The sequence below is a fragment of the Ktedonobacteraceae bacterium genome (genome assembly GCA_035653615.1).
Classification (GTDB): domain Bacteria; phylum Chloroflexota; class Ktedonobacteria; order Ktedonobacterales; family Ktedonobacteraceae; genus DASRBN01.
On sequence record DASRBN010000004.1, the window covers coordinates 18,604 to 32,882 of the forward strand.

12 protein-coding genes are annotated in these 14,279 nt (G+C 54.9%); 7 read left to right on the forward strand and 5 right to left on the reverse strand.

Going from position 1 to position 14,279, the window contains the following annotated elements:
• Positions 1–271 precede the first annotated feature (271 nt).
• On the forward strand, positions 272–778 hold the full coding sequence (locus VFA09_02455) for a DinB family protein (protein HZU66115.1): 507 nt from the start codon (positions 272–274) through the stop codon (positions 776–778).
• 186 nt (positions 779–964) lie between these two features.
• On the opposite strand, the gene VFA09_02460 is transcribed toward VFA09_02455, so the two are convergent.
• The gene (locus VFA09_02460; protein HZU66116.1) at positions 965–1,849 is read right to left on the reverse strand and encodes a 2-hydroxy-3-oxopropionate reductase; all 885 of its coding nucleotides are present in this window, start codon (positions 1,847–1,849) and stop codon (positions 965–967) included.
• Between the two features lie 14 nt (positions 1,850–1,863).
• Positions 1,864–3,540 (reverse strand): dihydroxy-acid dehydratase, encoded by a 1,677-nt coding sequence (gene ilvD, locus VFA09_02465; GenBank protein HZU66117.1) that lies wholly within the window; start codon positions 3,538–3,540, stop codon positions 1,864–1,866.
• Positions 3,541–3,756: 216 nt separating this feature from the next.
• Between ilvD and VFA09_02470 the strand changes: the two genes are divergently transcribed.
• Positions 3,757–4,599: a hypothetical protein gene (locus VFA09_02470; GenBank protein ID HZU66118.1), complete on the forward strand. Its 843-nt coding sequence runs from the start codon at positions 3,757–3,759 to the stop codon at positions 4,597–4,599.
• Positions 4,600–4,812: 213 nt separating this feature from the next.
• Here VFA09_02470 and VFA09_02475 read toward each other — a convergent pair whose 3' ends face one another.
• Positions 4,813–5,376 carry a hypothetical protein gene (locus tag VFA09_02475; GenBank protein ID HZU66119.1) on the reverse strand — a complete coding sequence of 188 codons (564 nt, stop codon included), beginning with the start codon at positions 5,374–5,376 and terminating at the stop codon, positions 4,813–4,815.
• A 158-nt stretch (positions 5,377–5,534) separates the two neighbouring features.
• Here VFA09_02475 and gnd point away from each other — a divergent pair, with 158 nt between their 5' ends.
• Both gnd and pgi read left to right on the forward strand, forming a co-directional pair.
• Entirely contained in the window at positions 5,535–6,692 is a 1,158-nt protein-coding gene (gnd, locus tag VFA09_02480; protein HZU66120.1) for a decarboxylating 6-phosphogluconate dehydrogenase, read from the forward strand.
• A gap of 11 nt (positions 6,693–6,703) precedes the next feature.
• Positions 6,704–8,347 carry a glucose-6-phosphate isomerase gene (gene pgi, locus VFA09_02485; protein HZU66121.1) on the forward strand — a complete coding sequence of 548 codons (1,644 nt, stop codon included), beginning with the start codon at positions 6,704–6,706 and terminating at the stop codon, positions 8,345–8,347.
• Positions 8,348–8,498: 151 nt separating this feature from the next.
• Here pgi and VFA09_02490 read toward each other — a convergent pair whose 3' ends face one another.
• Complete coding sequence (locus tag VFA09_02490) at positions 8,499–9,134, reverse strand: hypothetical protein (GenBank protein ID HZU66122.1); 636 nt, start codon at positions 9,132–9,134, stop codon at positions 8,499–8,501.
• Between the two features lie 15 nt (positions 9,135–9,149).
• The gene (locus VFA09_02495) at positions 9,150–10,136 is read right to left on the reverse strand and encodes an FAD:protein FMN transferase (protein HZU66123.1); all 987 of its coding nucleotides are present in this window, start codon (positions 10,134–10,136) and stop codon (positions 9,150–9,152) included.
• A gap of 376 nt (positions 10,137–10,512) precedes the next feature.
• Here VFA09_02495 and VFA09_02500 point away from each other — a divergent pair, with 376 nt between their 5' ends.
• The 3 genes from VFA09_02500 (at position 10,513) to VFA09_02510 (ending at position 14,173) form a co-directional block, all read left to right on the forward strand.
• Complete coding sequence (locus tag VFA09_02500) at positions 10,513–10,887, forward strand: hypothetical protein (GenBank protein ID HZU66124.1); 375 nt, start codon at positions 10,513–10,515, stop codon at positions 10,885–10,887.
• On the forward strand, positions 10,853–13,291 hold the full coding sequence (locus tag VFA09_02505; protein ID HZU66125.1) for a LuxR C-terminal-related transcriptional regulator: 2,439 nt from the start codon (positions 10,853–10,855) through the stop codon (positions 13,289–13,291). The genes VFA09_02500 and VFA09_02505 overlap by 35 nt, the downstream gene beginning before the upstream one ends.
• A 153-nt stretch (positions 13,292–13,444) precedes the next feature.
• Positions 13,445–14,173, forward strand: coding sequence for a VC0807 family protein (locus tag VFA09_02510; GenBank protein HZU66126.1), 729 nt, complete (start codon positions 13,445–13,447; stop codon positions 14,171–14,173).
• The last annotated feature ends 106 nt before the right edge of the window (positions 14,174–14,279 follow it).

Genomic DNA, 14,279 nt, shown 5'->3' on the forward strand with positions numbered 1-14,279 from the left:
TGATCAGAATAGAGGGACACTCAAAAATTGAGTAGCATACAGGACGGCGAAGAGAAACTTTTCTTCACTGAGGAGTTTACACCTTCCTGCATGTTCAGCATGTGATTTTCTTCACAAGTGGGCAGTGAAACAGGTCACAATTTGGATGAGTTGGAGCTTGATCTGGATTCAATGAATCACATACATTCCTCCCATTTCCCACTATTTAGGACCGATTCTTACCGCTTTTTGTGGTAGCATGTGAGTAAAGTAGCAGAAAGGAATAGACTCTATGGCTGAAAACAACTTCACACTTACGACGTTCTATACCAATTGGAAAGAGTACCAGGATCGTATTAAAAAGGCGATTGCCCCACTTACCACCGAGCAGCTTGAGCTGCGCGCCGCGCCTCACCTGCGCTCCATCGGCGAAAATGCCCTGCACATCATCGGCTGTCGTGCCGGCTGGTTCGCCGATTTTCTGGGCGAGGACGGTGGCGAAGAAATGAAGATGTATGCGGAGTGGAATGAGGCAGCATTAGCGCCGGATCCATCCATCCCCACCTCTGTCAAGCTGGCTCAAGGCCTTGATCGTACCTGGCAATTCATGGTGGACTGCCTGGCACGCTGGAGTCCTGAAGACATGCAGAAAACCTTCCCTGATGAATGGGATGGCAAACGGATTGACCTGTCGCGCGCCTGGGTCGTCTGGCACGTAATGGAGCATGATCTGCACCACGGCGGCGAACTCTCGCTCACCCTCGGCATGCACGGGATTCCGGCGGATTTTCCCGGCTAGAACCTGCCAAACTGCTGATTACTCATAAGTGTGCGAAAGATTCTTCGCTTCGCTCAGAATGACATGCCGGCATGTCATTCTGAGCGAAGCGAAGAATCTTTCGTTCGAGGGTGTGCAGCTATCCTGACTTCAGTCACCCAGCCTATTTAGGAATAATCACCGTTGTAAAAGGCGCACCAGGGCATCTCAAATGTGATGATCCGCCAGGTCCTCAAGATACGTGAGTAGGGCCGTATGGTCGAGATCACCGTGCCCGCGAAGCTCAAGCGAGGCAAACATTTGATCGACCAGCGCGGTCGTAGGCAGCGAGACACCGTAGCTACGTGCGGCTTCCAGCACGAACCCCAGGTCTTTGTGATGGAAGCGCACGCGGCCACCAGGCGTAAAATCGTGGGCAAGCATGTTCGCTCCACGCAGCTCGATGATGCGATTGGCGGCCAGACCTCCGCCCAATACTTGCAGAATCTTAGCCGGGTCAACACCAGCCTTCGATCCAAGTACCAGTGCCTCGCTCACGGCCTCAATCGTGAGAGCAACGACAATTTGATTGCAGGCTTTGACAATCTGGCCCGCGCCATTCTCTCCAACATGCACAATCGTCTTGCCCAGCGCTTGAAAGATGGGCAGGCAGCGTTGAAACGTCCCTTCGTCGCCTCCCACCATAATGGAAAGCGTACCGGCAATCGCCCCCTTATCGCCGCCGCTCACCGGAGCATCAAGCATTGCTATCCTGCGTTCAGCCAAACGTTCCGCGAAGGTTCCCGTCGCAACCGGCGAAATAGTACTCATATCAATGGCAATCAACCCCGCACGCGCTCCCTCAACCACGCCATCCTTGCCAAACAGAACCTCCTCAACTTCAGCAGTACCCGGCAGCATAGTGATGATCACATCGCAGGCCGCGGCGATATTCGCCGGTCGATTGCGTGCCGCGGCTCCGGCAGCCAAAAATTCATCCGTCACCTCCTGGTGGCGATTCTGTACGATCAGCGGAAAACCGGCCTTGAGCAGGTTATGCGCCATCGGCCTGCCCATGATACCCAGACCGATGAAACCAATCGTGTCCGGCATTGTGCGACTCCTTCCTATACACGGGTAATCGCCCCCTCCGAAGCCGATGTCACCAGGGCGGCATATTTGGCAAATACACCACTTTTATAATGCGGGGCAGGTTCCGTCCAGTTTGCCAGGCGGGCGGCAATCTCGGAGTCTGGAAGCTCTACATCGAGACGCCGCTTCTCAATATCTATGACGATGCTATCTCCTTCTCGCAACGCGGCCAGGGGGCCACCACGTGCCGCTTCGGGCGCAATATGACCGATCATTAAGCCCCGTGTTGCTCCGCTGAAGCGCCCGTCAGTCACCAGCGCCACCGTCTCACCAAGTCCCGCGCCGACAATGGCTCCCGTGACATCCAGCATCTCGCGCATCCCCGGCCCACCGCGCGGACCCTCGTAGCGAATGACCACCACATCGCCCGCCTGGATACGTCCCTGTGTGACCGCGCTCATCGCATCTTCCTCGCGGTCGAAAACGCGCGCCGGCCCGCGATGATACAGGCGCTCGTGGCCCGCGATCTTCACCACGCAGCCATCCGGGGCCAGATTCCCCTTGAGAATGACCAGCCCACCATTGGGCTTGAGGGGATTGGAGAGCGGGCGCACAACATCCTGGCCGGGCGTCTCAACCGCTCTGCTTGCCTCCTCGGCTAAGGTTCGACCGCTCGGAGTCATCTGCTTCTCATCAACCAGACCGGCCTCAACGAGCCGCTGGACAAGTAATGGCACACCTCCGGCGCGATCCAGGTCCACGGCCATGTAGCGTCCGCCCGGCTTTAGATCGGCCAGCATGGGAGTGCGCCTGCTAATAATATCAAAATCATCGATGGTCAGCGGTATTCCGGCTTCACGCGCCATCGCCAGCAGGTGGAGTACGGCATTGGTAGAGCCACCAGAAGCGGCCACTCCCGCAATCGCGTTCTCAAAAGCCGCGCGTGTCAGAATATCGCCCGGTGTCACACCGCGTCGCAACAGGTCCATAATCAACCGCCCGCAGTTGCGCGCCACCTCGTCTTTGCGCGGATCGACCGCCGGAACGCTCGCCGTACCCATGGGAGACAGGCCGATAAACTCCATCACCATCGCCATGGTATTGGCCGTAAATTGCCCGCCGCACGCGCCCGCTCCCGGACATGCCACGTTCTCCAAAGCTCGCAGGTCGGCATCGCTCATCTTGCCCGCCGCATTGGCTCCGATGGCTTCATACACATCGCCCACCGTCACATCGCGCCCCTGAAAACGCCCGGGTGCAATGGAGCCGCCATACAGCAGGATGCCGGGTACATTCAAGCGGATCAGCGCCATGGCAGCCGCGGGTATGGTCTTATCGCATCCAACCAGGGCAACGATAGCATCGAACATGTGGCCGCGCCCGACCAGTTCAATAGAATCGGCGATCACCTCGCGGCTCACCAGCGAGGCCTTCATGCCCTCCGTACCCATCGTCACACCATCGCTGATCGCGATAGTATTGAACTCCATCGGCGTCCCACCGGCCTCTCGAATGCCCTCTTTCACGCGAGCCGCCAGTCGCCGCAAATGATAGTTGCAGGGCATGGTTTCAATCCAGCTATTGGCTATACCGATGATCGGACGCGCCAGGTCGTCATCGCTGAAGCCGATAGCCTTGACCATGGCACGCGCACCCGCGCGATTGCGTCCTTCAAATAGAATACGGCTATGCTCTCGTGGATCGGTTGTCATGGTGTTCTCCTGGTAGTGAAGTTCTGCTTTTCGTTCAAGCAAATTAACTATTTTCTGGACGGAGCAAGTGTTATCAGTATATGATATTTTCGGAACCAATCCGTAGGGGCCGATTCATCGTACACATCGCCGATTCATCGGCCCGCGCAGGGATTTATCGTTGTCGGGTTATTTTCTCAAAATCCATTATCGGCCTATGCCAAAGGAAGGAATCATATGAGCGGTTTAGTATTCGCCTGTATAGCCCCGCACGGCAGCATGATCGTCCCACTACTCAACGAAGAGGGCGCGCAAAAAGCCCTGGCGACCCGCGCCGCCATGGAAGAATTGGGCAGGCGTATGGCCGCGGCCCAGCCGGAAACCATCGTACTGATCACCCCACATGGCCACCGAGTCGACCACGCCTTCTCGCTACTCAACAACGAACGTGTTCGAGGAGAACTGAGCGACGAAGAGGGCAGCGGAGGAGGCTTCATCCTCTCATTCGAGGTGGACAAAGAGCTGAACGCCGCCATTGTCGAAGCCGCTCAATCCCTGCAAGTCCCCGTGACGCGCATAGGCTACGCTGTACCCGACGATCCCGACTTCTACCAACCGCTCGACTGGGGAGCCAGCGTCCCACTCTACTTCATGGGCGGCATGTACCATCCTCGGCCCAAAGTAGTCATCGCCTGTCCCGACCGCGGGAATATGCCTTGGACATTATTTCCAACCTTTGGTAAGGCCATTCGCCATGCAGCCGAATCCCTTGGACGCAACATCGCCCTGATCGCCAGCGCCGATATGGGACACGCCCACGACGAAAACGGCCCTTATGGCTTCGATACGGCCTCAGCAGAGTACGACGCCGCGGTGATAGAAGCCGTCAAAGCTCAAGACCCGGGTCGATTGTTGACTTTCGATTCAAACTGGCTGGAACGCGCCTCAACCGATTCTTACGGGCAGATACTCAATTTGCATGGTGCTATCGAGGATACGAATTTCCGTGGTGAGTTGCTGTCGTATGAGGTGCCGACTTATTTTGGGATGATGTGCGTGGGGTATGAGGGGAGGGGTTAAGAAGGATTAGGCTACCATATCTTTTAGAATTTTAGGTTATTGCTGCATGCCTTTACCATGCCCGATCATTTCTTGTTGTCTTTTCTGTAGCCATTTCATCAAGAGTTAGCTTGAATCGGGATATAAACTTTCTGTCCAGTGTATCGGCAAACCTCATAATACAGACTTTTCGTAAGGCATCTCCCATTTCCCTGATCTTCTAAAGGGACCTTTTTAAATCTGCCAATAATGGCGGTAAGCAGCGATAATCGTGTTGCCAATAAAAATGGGATCTCCAAAGGCCGGATTGATGTCACATTTTAGATAAGTCCCATTACTATAAAACACGTCCAGCCAGTAGTAATTTCTAGTTGTTATTATCCCGTCACTAACCTGGACCGTAGTCTGGTTTGCAAGACTTATACTATTAATTTTCGAAAAGTTAAATGAGTAATACTTCCTATAATCTTCTGGTTGGAATTGGACAATACCATCGGGCAATATAACTAAAAGAGGCTGCTTAGAAGAGGCTGGTTCTCTTCGAAATAAGTATCTAAATATTAACAATGAAGCTCCTCCAAAGCAAAGGATAATGATAATGGACACAAAAATTGAAGATATATCTAAATGATTATTTAGTAATGCTAAAGGAATGATAACAGCTACTCCAATGAAGGCTATAGCAATCAAAATCCATACAAACCCATCTATGTCAGTATAATTACCTGGAAAAACATTCCATTCGGATGGATAGTTACCATCTTTTACTAGTTCTATCACTTCTTTCGCATTCATCATTTTTTCCTCCTTTTAGTAATCTGTCTATCATCATTTGACGATTGACATGTAGTGGCACCCCTTGCGGATGCCAGGTTCCTGTCCCACTAGCCAAAACAGGCCATCAAACGTGTAGTAATTAGTGCATGTAACAGCAAGCAGACACGATACACTCTATCTTGCGTATAATAACAGGGACAAGAAAACACAAACCCAGGACTTCCTGGGCAGCTACTCGACAAAACCGGAGTGAAAGGAAAAACACTATGGAACTTGGACTCGTTGGACTTGGGCGCATGGGCGCTAATATGGCCAAACGACTGCTGCGCAATGGCCATACGGTCGTTGGCTACGCGCGTCACGAAAGTACAGTGCAGGGGCGCTTGCAAGATGGCTCTATTTCGAAAGGAGCTAGCTCGCTGGAAGACCTCGTTCATCAACTCGCGCAGCCGCGCGCTATCTGGTTGATGGTTCCTGCCGCCTCGGTAGACGACACGTTGAATACGCTTATCCCACTGCTGGCAAAGGACGATGTGGTGATCGATGGCGGCAACTCCTACTATCATGATGACATTCGCCACGCGAAGATGCTTGAGCCGCATGGCATCCATTATCTTGACGTCGGTACCAGCGGCGGCGTCTGGGGACTCGAGCGCGGCTATTGCCAGATGATCGGTGGCGAGGAAGAGATCGTCAAACGCCTCGACCCGATTTTCTCCGCCCTGGCACCTGGAGTTGACGCGGCGGTTCGCACTCCTGGGCGCGAAGAAATCGGCGGCACAGCTGAAAAAGGGTATTATCATTGCGGCCCGCATGGAGCTGGTCATTTCGTCAAGATGGTTCATAACGGCATCGAGTACGGCGTCATGGCAGCCTATGCCGAGGGTCTGAACATCCTCAAACACGCTAATATCGGCAAGCAGCAGCAGACCGTCGATGCCGAAACCGCCCCGCTAAGCAGCCCTGAATATTACCAGTACGATTTCAACCTCGCCGATATCGCGGAACTGTGGCGGCGTGGCAGTGTCATCGGCTCGTGGCTGCTCGATCTGACCGCCAGCGCGCTGCTCAAGAGTCCCAATCTCGAGGATTTCCAGGGCCGCGTCTCCGATTCGGGCGAGGGGCGTTGGACGATTGCCGCCGCCATCGACGAGGCCGTTCCCGCATTCGTGCTGACTGCTGCCCTTTACGAACGCTTCAGCTCGCGCGGCCAGGCCGATTTTGCCAACAAGATCATGTCCGCCATGCGTTTTGAATTCGGCGGCCATCATGAAAAGGAAGCCACGGATGAGACACATCATACGCAAACGAATACCACTTCGAGCGGTACTGAATAAGGAATGAGCTTATGTCTACAACTGTAACACCGCTGACGCAGCGGCCAGCCTGGAAAGCCCTCGAAGACCATTATGCTCAGGTAAAGGACCTGCACCTGCGCAAGCTCTTCGCCGATGATCCCCAGCGTGGTGAGCGTTTCGCAGCCGAGGGCGTGGGCATCTACCTGGACTATTCCAAGAACCGCATTACCGGCGAGACCATCCAGTTGCTCTTGCAGCTGGCCGAGTCTTCGAACCTGCGCCAGCGCATCGACGCCATGTTCAGCGGCCAGAAGATCAATATCACCGAGCAGCGTGCCGTACTGCACGTTGCCCTGCGCGCTCCAGGGGATGAAACGATCATGGTGGATGGCGAGAACGTGGTGCCGGAAGTCCACAAAGTCCTCGACAAGATGACGGATTTCTCCAACCGCGTGCGCAGCGGCGAGTGGAAAGGCTATACCGGCAAGCGCATTCGCAACGTCGTCAATATTGGCATCGGCGGCTCCGACCTTGGCCCGCATATGGCCTACGAGGCGCTGAAGCATTACAGCGACCGCGATATGACCTTCCGTTTCGTCTCCAACGTCGATGGCAGCGAGTTTGTGGAACTGACGCGCGACCTCGACCCGGCAGAAACGCTCTTCATCGTCTCCTCTAAAACGTTCACCACGCTGGAGACGCTGACCAACGCCAACTCGGCTCGCGAATGGCTGGTGCGCGCTTTGGGTAGCGAGCAGGCGGTGGCAAAGCACTTCGTGGCCGTCTCAACGAATACCAAAGAGGTGGAGAAGTTCGGCATCGACACGCAGAACATGTTCGAGTTCTGGGACTGGGTCGGCGGCCGTTACTCCTACGACTCAGCCATCGGCCTCTCGCTGATGATCGCCATCGGGCCGGAGCAGTTCCGCGAAATGCTGGCCGGTTTCCATGCCATGGACGAGCATTTCCGCACCACGCCTTTTGAGCGCAACTTGCCCGTGCTGCTGGGGCTGATCGGCATCTGGTACAACAACTTTTTCGGCGCGCAGACGGTGGCAATCCTGCCCTACGATTACTATCTAGGGCAATTGCCAGCTTACTTCCAGCAGCTTGACATGGAGAGCGATGGCAAGCATGTCGATTTGCAGGGCAGGACGGTGAATTACCAGACCGGACCGATTATCTGGGGGCAGCCTGGTACCAATGGCCAGCACGCTTTCTACCAGCTGATTCATCAAGGCACAAAGCTGATTCCCTGCGACTTTATCGGCTTCTGCCAGACATTGAACCCGCTCGGGCGGCATCATGACCTGCTGATGGCCAACTTCTTCGCCCAGACCGAGGCGCTGGCCTTCGGCAAAACGGCGGAAGAGGTCGCGAAAGATGGCGTGCCATCCTTCCAGGTTCCGCATCGCACCTTCGAGGGCAATCGTCCGACGAACACTATCCTGGTCGAACGATTAACGCCTGAAACATTGGGCAAGATCATCGCTCTCTACGAACACAAAGTCTTCGTCCAGGGCACGGTCTGGGATATCAACTCGTTCGATCAATGGGGCGTCGAACTGGGCAAAGTGCTGGCGAACCGCATCATCCCCGAGCTTGAGAGCAAAGAGGAGCCAAAGCTGACGCACGATAGCTCGACGAATACGCTGATCCAGCGATATAGGAAGTTGAGGGGTCAGGCATCCTGAGCTTGAGCTTGTGGGAATTCGGGGCGTCCCTCACGGATTACTCGAGTAGAGTTTTTACATCTCCACATGGGCCTGTCATTCTGAGCGCAGCGAAGAATCTCTGGTGGCACACAGATTCTTCGCTGCGCTCAGAATGACAGGCCCCGGAGTCCTATACATGCCCACCATTAGCACGTGCTGGTTTATCACGCTCGGCCAGGTATCGCTCGAACTCTCCTGGGGTACGTACACCATACTGGAGAACGGCCTCGTAAATATCGGTGCTGTAGACGCTGTTGCGGTAGGTGGGAAGCTGAACCCAGGTGTCTTTGATCCAGAGGATGGCGAGACGTGTTTCGGCAGCCAACTGCTTTGCCAGAGCATCGTGAAGTGGCTCTGGATGCATGCCTTCTCCCAGCCAGAACGAAATATCGATCTTCCATTCAGCCTGTCCGTGAAAATCGTAGTAGATCATGAAAAAATAGCGTGCATCTATTTCGTCCGGTTTAAAATTTCCACTTTCGTTGAAGTAGCGTACCTGCTTAACTCCTGCATGGGTAAACAGCGGTCGCATGGCATCGTAAGCGCGTTCAATGCTCAAACCTGGGCTGGAGACGGCCAGGTCGATATCGCGCCAGACCATCAGTCCTAACGCGGAACTCCCGATTTGCCTGACGCTGCCTACGGTCGATAGTAGTCTATACAGGTCCAGTGCTGCCAGGACAGCCTGGGCCTCAGTTTGAAGCTTTTCCTGGCGTTCGAGAAGTTCAGCAGCGCGGGTGGGGTGAAGTATTTCAGAGTTGGTCATAATGCATATCTTCACTCATTTAGCCTGCTCCACCATCAACTGCACAGGCCACGCATCCGTCGCTTCCCACGCTCCATCCACCTGAACGAGCAAACCAGCAAGCCCATGCTCACTCAGAAAGGCTTTCCCTTCTTGCGAACCCAGGATGAAAGCCACTTTCGCGGCGATCTCGACCTGCTCGCAGCGGTCGGCGACCACCGTCACGGACCACAAATCGGTCTGCGCCGGTTCGCCCGTGCGCGGGTCGAGCAGGTGGTGGCGCTGCTGCTTTCCTTGCTGCCAGTGGCGGCGCGCGATGCCGGAGGTGGCCATGGCCCCGCGACGCAGCGGCATAGACCAGAATGTACCTTTCCCAGGCACCGTGATTGACCACTGCTCTTCTCCGGGCGGCAATCCTATCACAGCCAGGTCGCCACCCGCGTTGACAAGGGCAGTATTAATACCTTTCTCCTGTAAACGTTCCAGGGCGGCATCCACAGCCATGCCCTTGGCAATGCCCCCAAAGTCCAGGCCGACACCGGCAGGCAACTTTACGATGCGCTTCTCGCTGTCCAGGTAGATGCCGCGCCACCCGCCACCCGGCTCGGTGCGGATTGTTGTGCCGGGCAGCGACGCAGGCAAGGCATCGAAAGTACGGTCGTATCCCAGCCCAACAATCTGACCTAACAGGGTCGGGTCATAGACGCCGTTCGTTGCCTGGGCCGCGGCGATAGCTCTGGATAGCACCGTATAAAGCAGATCGCTTACCGCGACATATTCGCCCGCATGCGCATTCAAGCGCGAAAGTTCGCTTTCCGGTAAGAAACGGCTCAGGGCCTGCTCCCATTCGCTGAATAGCGAACGTACAACACTGACACCCACTTTAAGACGGTTTTCGGGCAGCAGAAGGGAAATCGTCGTACCCATGGCCCAGAATTCCTCGCGTCCCATACCCTCTGGCGTGCGAAATGCGGGAAATGCCGGGCCTGGATGCCTGTCCTGGTGAGTAGCTTTTTCGTCCATGATATATTTCCCTTCTTACTGTTTTTAGAGAAAGTGGATAGGAACAGCGTACCACATTTTCTCCCTGTTCCTATTCTTTCAGAGAACGTATTATTTCTATTGTTCATACACATCCACATCTATGGAAATGATTGAGCAGGCCAACTTAGTACAGCTTGCTTGCCATATGCGCTTTCTTCCCGCTCAATCAGCTATGCATATGGTATTCCGGCAATATCAGAGAACTGGCAGGATTCTGTAAAAAGATTGTAAATAGGCCACTCAGCATAAAGGCTTTGACATTCTCGCAGCGACGGGATTATACTTATCACGAAAGAAGGGTTTATCCTGGCAGTTAGAAGCGGGAGCATAGACGCAAGAGGAGTTGTTTCCGGCAATGTCTCAAGCAGACCAGTCCCCGGCTGAAAATAGCGATCCATTCCTGCTGGCGACCAAACTTGCTATTCCGCCTGTTCGTTCCGGCATGATCGAGCGACAACGGCTGGTTGATACGCTACAGGCGGCTCTGCGCGGTCCTCTCACGCTGCTGACAGCTGCCGCGGGTTTTGGCAAGACGACCCTGCTCTCCACAGCACTCCAGCATTACCGTTTGCCGGCGGCCTGGCTTTCTCTTGACGAGAGCGATAATGATCTTACTCGTTTCTGGTCTTACGTTTTTGCGGCATTGGAAGGCATTCAGCCGGGTGTGAGTAAAGCCGCCCGGTCCACTAAGGCAGGTGCCTATCGAAACCGTGCTGACCGCGCTCATTAACTCTCTGATGCAGTTTGAGCAGGATATCGTTCTGGTTCTGGATGATTATCATAGTATTACCTCGCAATCGATCCATAGTTCGCTGACCTTCTTCCTGGAACACCTGCCGCCCTGCCTGCATGTTATCATTGCCACTCGCGTTGACCCGTTATTGCCCCTGGCACGCTGGCGCGCTCGCGGCCGGCTAACTGAAATTCGCTCGGCTGACCTGCGATTCACTACTGAAGAAACCGCAGCATTTTTTCAACAGGCTGTTGGTCTTCCTCTCTCAATAGAAGAGATCGATGCACTGGATAAGCGAGCGGAAGGCTGGATTGCCGGGCTGCAACTGGCCGCGCTCTCAATGCATGGCCGCAAAGATATCTCCGACTTTATCAAGGTCTTTACCGGCAGCCATCGCTACATCGTCGATTACCTGATCCAGGAAGTATTCGACCGCCAGCCAGCCAACATACAAACTTTTCTGCTGCGTACCTCGATCCTTGAGCGCATGTGCGGCTCGCTCTGCGAAGCCATCTCAGGGCAACCAGGTGGGCAAGCCATGCTTGAGCACCTGGAACAGGTAAATCTATTCTTACAACCGCTTGATGACGAGCGGCGCTGGTATCGTTATCATCACCTGTTCGCCGAGTTGCTACGCCACCGCCTGCAACGCGAACAGCCCGAACTGGCGCCCACGCTCCATCGCCAGGCCAGCGCGTGGTTTGAACAACATGACCTGCTGCCTGAGGCCATCCGGCACTCGCTGGCAGCGGCAGATTTTCAATCGGCAGCCAGGCTCATCGAACAGGTCGGCATTACACTGACAAAACGAGGAGAACTCATCACACTCTCTTCCTGGCTCGATAAGCTTCCTGCTGAAGAGATGCAAGCCCGCCCTGGTCTGACCGTTTTGCGGGCCTGGCTGCTCTTTCTCACCGGCCAGTATGCCGCCGCCGAACAGCAACTTCAGGAAATAGAGCAGCGCTATAGCATCCATGCCGCCATGCAAACCTTTGAAGGTCTCGCATCTCCACCGCAAGGAATGCAGCATGTCTACCACCTGATAGGCGAGATAGCTGCTATACGCGCATCGATAGTCATTATGCAGGGAGATGGAGAGCGCACTATTGAGCTGGCGCAGCAGGCGCTTCGCTACCTGGCCGAGGATGATATTTCCAGGGGATTGGTGATGTGGTACCTGGGATTGGCTTACTGGATAGCCGGAAATCTGGAAGCGGCGGTTCAGGCGATGGTAGATGCTTGCGCCTACAGCATGGCTCATGGCAACCTGTATATGGCGTTCATGACAACGCACGAACTGGCCTCGTTTCAGGCGGCGCAGGGATATCTCCACCAGGCAGAACACACATACCGGCAGGCGCTCCAGCTTGTGAACGAGCAGGACTCCTCAACGGTTGTTCTCGGCCCGATTCATGTCGGTATTGGAAGTTTACAATACGAGTGGAATAACCTGGAAGCGGCAGAACGCTTTTTACAGACCGGCATCCAACAATGCCTGTATATGGAAAATAGCAGGACTGCGCTGGATGGGTACATCGTCCTGACCAGAATCAGGCATGCCCGGGGGGATCAGGAGGGCGTACAAATGCTATGCGAGAAGATGAGCAGCCTGGCAAGCCATCCTAATGTTCCACCAACTCAGGCACGCTTTCAAACCGCATTTCTGGCGCGAATAGCTCTTGAGCAGGGCAATGCAGCGGAGGCATCGCGATGGGCGCAGCAATGCGGGCTGCGCGCAAGCGACGAAATACATCCCTTGCGCTTTAACGAATACCTGATCCTGGCGCGCATACTGATCGCGCAGGGGAATTTCGATGATGCAAGTACCTGCTTGCGGCAACTCTTTCACCTGGCGCAAGCGAGGAAGCGCATCAAAAATAGCATCGAGGTTCTCATCCTTCAGGCGCTGGCCCATCAAGCTCAGGGAGACATAGAAACGGCCACGGGTACGCTCGAACATGCGCTGCTGCTTGCCGAAACGGAGGGCTATATCCGGCTCTTCGTCGATGAAGGCCCGGTTCTGGCAAACCTGCTTATCATAATCTCTACAAAGCTACAAAAGCAGGCCGATACTTCCTCAGCAGTGCCAGAACTACTGACCTATATTGAAAAGTTACTCGTGGCTTTTGGGGACCAGAACTTCCCCCTCACTGCCGCTTCGCCCCGGCCCTCACCTGCGATTCCAACCGGCACGCGGCCATCTCTGGCCGAACCACTGAGCGAACGCGAACTCGAAGTGCTGCGGCTAATTTCCGAAGGCTGTTCCAATCGTGAAATCGCGGATCGTCTTGTTCTTGCCGTCAGCACGGTGAAATGGTACGTGAATATCATCTACGGCAAGTTGCAGGTCGAGAGCCGCACAAAGGCGGTGGCGCGAGCCAGGGAATTGAAGTTGATATAAAAAGGCGGGGCTTTATCACAGAGCGACTCTTGCATACCCTGGAAATCCCACCCCTTTTCCCACCCTTTGATGGGTGCCCACCCAACCAGGTGCCGTTTATACTTTTCCCAACAAGACAAAATGAGTCTGCTCATAAGAAAGGAAGTAAAAATCATGACACAGGCACCTCTCACTTCAACACCATCGGCTACGGAACTCAAACCGCCTTCGCTGCGCACAATGGTTGTTGGGCTTTTACCCAGCATCCTTGTGAATGGCGTACTTGTCATCGTCATTTACCAGCTTATCAAGCACTTTACCTCGCTATCGGACGTAGAGGCGCTATTCATTTCGGCCATACCTGCGATGATTGACACTATCGCCAGCCTGCTGCGTCAGCGGCGGGTAGATGTACTGGGAGCGTTCGCTCTCATCACGATTGCCGTCTCTATCGTCCTCACCTTTGCCAGCGGCGACGCTCGACTGTTTCAGATACGCGAATCGTTCCTGACGGTCCTTTTTGGCATCATCTGCCTGGTCTCGCTGCTCTTTCCCAAACCGCTGTGGTTTTATATTATCCGTTACTTCACCACCGGCAACAACCCACGGCAGGAAGCCACGTTCAACGCAGCCTGGCAATATCCGGCCTTTCGCGCCTACATTCGCAACGTCACGATTGTCTGGGGAGTTACCTATGCCATTGAGTTCATCGTGCGCCTGGTGCTCGTCTACTCTCTACCGCTGTCACAATTCCTGGTCATCTCGCCCATCATCTTCTATGGCATCACCATCGCGGTAATCGCCTGGACGGTTCGAGCCGGAAGTCGCCTGCGCAAGCGCAGCCAGGCAAGGCTTCTCCAGGCATCCAGAGAAGCCGGCAACCTCGGCCCTAATGGATTTTGACAACCGGATGGGGAGATTTCCTCGTCCTGTAGGGACAGCAGCTGGCCCCTGTCCCCGTAGGGGCCGATTGATCGCGCCCACCGCCGATTCATCGGCCTCCGCCTGT

Excerpts from the sequence above, each read along its gene's own strand:
- VFA09_02475 (HZU66119.1), bottom strand. The coding sequence starts at position 5,376 with ATGATGAATGCGAAAGAAGTGATAGAACTAGTAAAAGATGGTAACTAT.
- ilvD (HZU66117.1), bottom strand. The coding sequence starts at position 3,540 with ATGACAACCGATCCACGAGAGCATAGCCGTATTCTATTTGAAGGACGC.
- VFA09_02510 (HZU66126.1), top strand. The coding sequence starts at position 13,445 with ATGACACAGGCACCTCTCACTTCAACACCATCGGCTACGGAACTCAAA.
- VFA09_02490 (HZU66122.1), bottom strand. The coding sequence starts at position 9,134 with ATGACCAACTCTGAAATACTTCACCCCACCCGCGCTGCTGAACTTCTC.
- VFA09_02470 (HZU66118.1), top strand. The coding sequence starts at position 3,757 with ATGAGCGGTTTAGTATTCGCCTGTATAGCCCCGCACGGCAGCATGATC.
- VFA09_02460 (HZU66116.1), bottom strand. The coding sequence starts at position 1,849 with ATGCCGGACACGATTGGTTTCATCGGTCTGGGTATCATGGGCAGGCCG.
- VFA09_02455 (HZU66115.1), top strand. The coding sequence starts at position 272 with ATGGCTGAAAACAACTTCACACTTACGACGTTCTATACCAATTGGAAA.
- VFA09_02495 (HZU66123.1), bottom strand. The coding sequence starts at position 10,136 with ATGGACGAAAAAGCTACTCACCAGGACAGGCATCCAGGCCCGGCATTT.
- pgi (HZU66121.1), top strand. The coding sequence starts at position 6,704 with ATGTCTACAACTGTAACACCGCTGACGCAGCGGCCAGCCTGGAAAGCC.
- VFA09_02500 (HZU66124.1), top strand. The coding sequence starts at position 10,513 with ATGTCTCAAGCAGACCAGTCCCCGGCTGAAAATAGCGATCCATTCCTG.